We start from the raw sequence: 4,134 nt of genomic DNA on the forward strand, positions 1-4,134 counted from the left end.
AAGGTTCGCGAGAACTGGGGCGACGATCCCGACCGCTATCGCGAGATGGGCCTGGAATTCCCCAAGGAATAACCAAGAAAAGATCGGTATCCGATGAGCCTGCCCAGCAACGTCCGGCGCTTCGAAGCGCTGCTCTATGCATCGTTGATGCTGGATGCTCTCTCGGTCGCGGTGCAGGACCGCACGCCCAATGCAAATGTGACCGAGCAGATGATCATGATGGCGACCTTGCTCGCCGGCGGCATGATCCTGCTGCTGGTCTATTTCGTCCGGCTCGCCGCGCATGAGCGCAAGAACTGGCCGCGCTGGGTGCTGGCAGCGGCCCTCGCGCTGTCCGTGATGTCGCTCGGCCAGATCATCGGCGAGAAGGGCCTCGAGCTCGACAGCGCCATCGAGATCGTCTCCTGCGCGCTGACTACGGCGGGACTGTATTTCTCCTTCACCGGCGACGCGCAGGGTTGGTTCAACGCGTGAGGGCCTTGCGTCCCGGACAAGGTGCAGCGCGTCAGCGCTGCGCCGCAGAGCCGGGACCCAGGAGCGTGCGGAGAGATGGGCCCCGGCTCGGCAACGCGTCGCTGGTGCGCCGCGTTTTGTCCGGGGCACGAGTGCGTGCGAGCGGCAGCGGAATCCTGTAGACTCACCCCATGGAATGGACTGACGAGGGCATCGTGCTGGGCGTGCGGCGGCATGGCGAATCCAGCGCCATTGTCGAGCTGTTGACGCGTCAGCACGGCCGGCATCTCGGGCTCGTCCGCGGCGGTGCCGGCTCGCGGATGCGGCCGCTGTTGCAGCCGGGGAACAGCGTCAGTGCCGTGTGGCGTGCGCGGCTGGACGAGCATCTTGGCACCTACACGATCGAGGGATTGAAGCTGCGCGCCGCAACACTGCTGGCATCGTCCCACGGCGTCTATGGCGTCACCCACCTCGCCTCGATTGCCCGGCTTTTGCCGGAGCGCGATCCGCACGAGGAGATCTTCGCGCTGCTCGAACATTCGCTCGACGATTTCGACGATATCGGCGGCGCGGCCGTGCATGTCATCCATTTCGAGCTGGCGATGCTTGCCGAACTCGGCTTCGGGCTTGCGCTGGAGAATTGTGCGGTCACCGGCGAAACCACGGACCTGATATACGTGTCTCCGAAATCAGGCGGTGCGGTGTCGCGCGGCGCGGGGGAGGCGTGGCGCGACCGGCTGTTGCCCCTGCCGCCTTTCCTGCGCCAGGGTGAGACCGCGAGCGATCTCACCGAGCAGGATCTCCAGGACGGCTTTCGGCTGACCGGCCTGTTCCTGCTGCGCCACGTGCTGGAGCCGCGCGGGCAGGGCCATTCCGACGCGAGGGCCGGCTTCATCAACGCCTTGATGCGGCAGCAGGCGAGGGCCGCAATCCCGGCGCCATGAGATGCCCTTTAACGTGCGCCCCGACCTGCGGTCCAATGGAACAAAATCCGCCTGAGCAGATTGCCGGTGAGGTTCCACAATCGGGGGACAGCAAAATGTTGATCAGGGGATTCGCCTTGTCTGCGACGCTGCTTGCGTTTGCGCCAGACGCCATGGCCGCCGAGCCGCAGCCCGGGGTTTTTCGCAGGGCTTCGTGCACGGTGGTGCGGTATTATGTGGCGAAATATTCAGCTGCGGCCGCAGAGACATGGGCACGGTCCAAGGGCGCGACGGATGCCGAGATCGAGGCGGCTCGGCGTTGCTTGACCAACGCCCCGGCGCTGGCGCAACCGCCGACCCAAACCGTGACGGCCGGCTGGGCCGGCCACTAGCCGACCGCAGGGGAACCATTCGTCCTTGCCCGATTCGCTTCCACGGTTTAACCGGGCGGCATGGGAAAACGAATCGTTCCGCCGGGAGAACCGGCTGAAATCCACGAGGTGCCGCTGCGTGAGGCGCTGGAAGAGCGCTATCTCGCCTATGCGCTCTCCACCATCATGCACCGTGCGCTGCCGGACGCGCGCGACGGCCTGAAGCCGGTGCACCGGCGCATCCTGTATGGCATGCGCCTGCTGAGGCTCGACCCCGGCACCGCCTTCAAGAAGTCCGCCAAGATCGTCGGCGACGTGATGGGCTCGTTCCATCCGCATGGCGACCAGGCGATTTACGACGCCATGGTGCGCCTGGCGCAGGATTTCTCCTCGCGCTACCCGCTGGTCGACGGCCAGGGCAATTTCGGCAATATCGACGGCGATAACCCGGCGGCCTACCGCTACACCGAAGCGCGCATGACCGACGTCGCCCGGCTGCTGCTCGACGGCATCGACGAGGACGGCGTCGAGTTCCGCGCCAACTACGACGGCCAGTCCAAGGAGCCCGTGGTGCTCCCCGGCGGCTTCCCGAACCTGCTCGCGAACGGCGCGCAGGGTATCGCGGTCGGCATGGCAACCTCGATCCCGCCGCACAATGCGGCCGAGCTGTGCGACGCCGCGCTACACCTGATCGAGAAGCCCGACGCAAAGTCCAAGGCGCTGATGAAATGGGTCAAGGGGCCCGATTTCCCGACCGGCGGCATCTGCGTCGATTCCAAGCAGGCGATTGCCGAAGCCTACACCACCGGCCGCGGCTCGTTCCGCGTTCGCGCCAGATGGGAGCAGGAGGAGGGCGCCCGCGGGACCTGGGTCGTCGTCGTCACCGAGATCCCCTTCCTCGTGCAGAAGTCGCGCCTGATCGAGAGGGTCGCCGAACTGCTGGACCAGAAGAAGCTGCCGCTGGTCGGCGATATCAGGGACGAGTCGGCCGAAGACGTCCGCATCGTGATCGAGCCGAAGTCGAAGAACGTCGATCCCGCGCTGATGATGGAATCGCTGTTCCGGCTCACCGAGCTCGAAAACAAGATTCCGCTGAACCTCAACGTACTGATCAAGGGCCGCATCCCCAAGGTCGTGGGGCTCGCGGAGTGCTTGCGCGAATGGCTCGATCATCTGCGCGACGTCCTGATCCGCCGTACCAAATACCGTAAGGGCGAGATCGAGCATCGGCTGGAAATTCTCGGCGGCCTCTTGATCGCCTATCTCAACATCGACGAGGTGATCCGGATCATTCGCACCGAGGACGAGCCCAAGCCCGCCTTGATCAAGGCGTTCAAGCTCACCGAGTTGCAGGCCGACGCTATCCTGAACATGCGGCTGCGCAATCTGCGCAAGCTCGAAGAGATGGAGATCCGCACCGAGGACAAGGATCTGCGCAAGGAGCTGAAGGGCATCGAGGCCCTGCTGGCCTCCGAGCCCGAGCAGTGGAAGAAGGTCAGCGAGCAGGTCGGCAAGGTCCGCGACATGTTCGGGCCCAAGACGCCGCTCGGCAAGCGCCGCACCACCTTTGCCGACGCGCCGGAGCACGATCTCGCCGCGATCGAAGAGGCCTTCGTCGAGCGCGAGCCGGTGACGGTCGTCGTTTCCGACAAGGGCTGGATCCGCACCATGAAGGGGCATGTCGAGGATCTCTCGGGGCTCGCCTTCAAGCAGGACGACAAGCTCGGCTTCGCCTTCTTCGCCGAGACCACCTCAAAGCTGCTGCTGTTCGCTACCAACGGCAAGTTCTACTCGCTCGATGTCGCCAAGCTTCCCGGCGGCCGCGGTCATGGCGAGCCGATCCGCCTGTTCATTGACCTGGAGCAGGAGGCCGCGCCCGTGGCGCTGTTCGTCAACAAGGGCGGCCGCAAATTCCTGGTCGCGAGCCACGAGGGCCAGGGCTTCGTCGTCAACGAGGACGATTGCGTTGGCACCACCAAGAAGGGCAAGCAGGTTCTCAACGTCGACATGCCGAACGAGGCGCGCGCGATCACCGAAGTGCTGGGTGATACCGTTGCGGTGATCGGCGAGAACCGCAAGATGCTGGTCTTCCCGCTCGACCAGGTGCCGGAGATGGCGCGCGGCCGCGGCGTTCGCCTGCAGAAGTACAAGGATGGCGGCCTTTCGGATATTGCCGTGTTCGACGCCAAGGCCGGCCTGACCTGGAGGGACTCCGCTGGCCGCGAATTCTCCGCGACCATGAAGGAGCTCAGCGAGTGGCAGGGCACCCGCGCCGATGCCGGCCGCCTGCCGCCGAAGGGTTTTCCGAAGTCGAACAAGTTCGGGCGGGGCATCGGGTAGGGGCGCAGGCCGTCGCCACACCATTGGTGTCATGCCCCGGCTTGACC

The 4,134-nt window shown here is 65.2% G+C and carries 4 protein-coding genes; all 4 read left to right on the forward strand.

Translation table 11 applies throughout. The features are described 5' to 3' along the window. Positions 1-93 precede the first annotated feature (93 nt). The 4 genes from JHD07_RS29135 to parC all read left to right on the forward strand — a co-directional run bounded on the left by JHD07_RS29135 (position 94) and on the right by parC (position 4,087). Entirely contained in the window at positions 94-474 is a 381-nt protein-coding gene (locus JHD07_RS29135) for a hypothetical protein (RefSeq protein ID WP_291628447.1), read from the forward strand. Between the two features lie 170 nt (positions 475-644). Further along, positions 645-1,397 carry a DNA repair protein RecO gene (gene recO / locus JHD07_RS29140; RefSeq protein WP_291628449.1) on the forward strand — a complete coding sequence of 251 codons (753 nt, stop codon included), beginning with the start codon at positions 645-647 and terminating at the stop codon, positions 1,395-1,397. A gap of 95 nt (positions 1,398-1,492) precedes the next feature. Continuing rightward, positions 1,493-1,768, forward strand: coding sequence for a hypothetical protein (locus JHD07_RS29145; protein WP_291628451.1), 276 nt, complete (start codon positions 1,493-1,495; stop codon positions 1,766-1,768). 60 nt (positions 1,769-1,828) lie between these two features. Continuing rightward, positions 1,829-4,087: a DNA topoisomerase IV subunit A gene (parC, locus tag JHD07_RS29150; RefSeq protein WP_291628453.1), complete on the forward strand. Its 2,259-nt coding sequence runs from the start codon at positions 1,829-1,831 to the stop codon at positions 4,085-4,087. Positions 4,088-4,134: the final 47 nt, after the last annotated feature.

The organism is Bradyrhizobium sp., assembly GCF_016462955.1.
Taxonomy (GTDB): domain Bacteria; phylum Pseudomonadota; class Alphaproteobacteria; order Rhizobiales; family Xanthobacteraceae; genus Bradyrhizobium.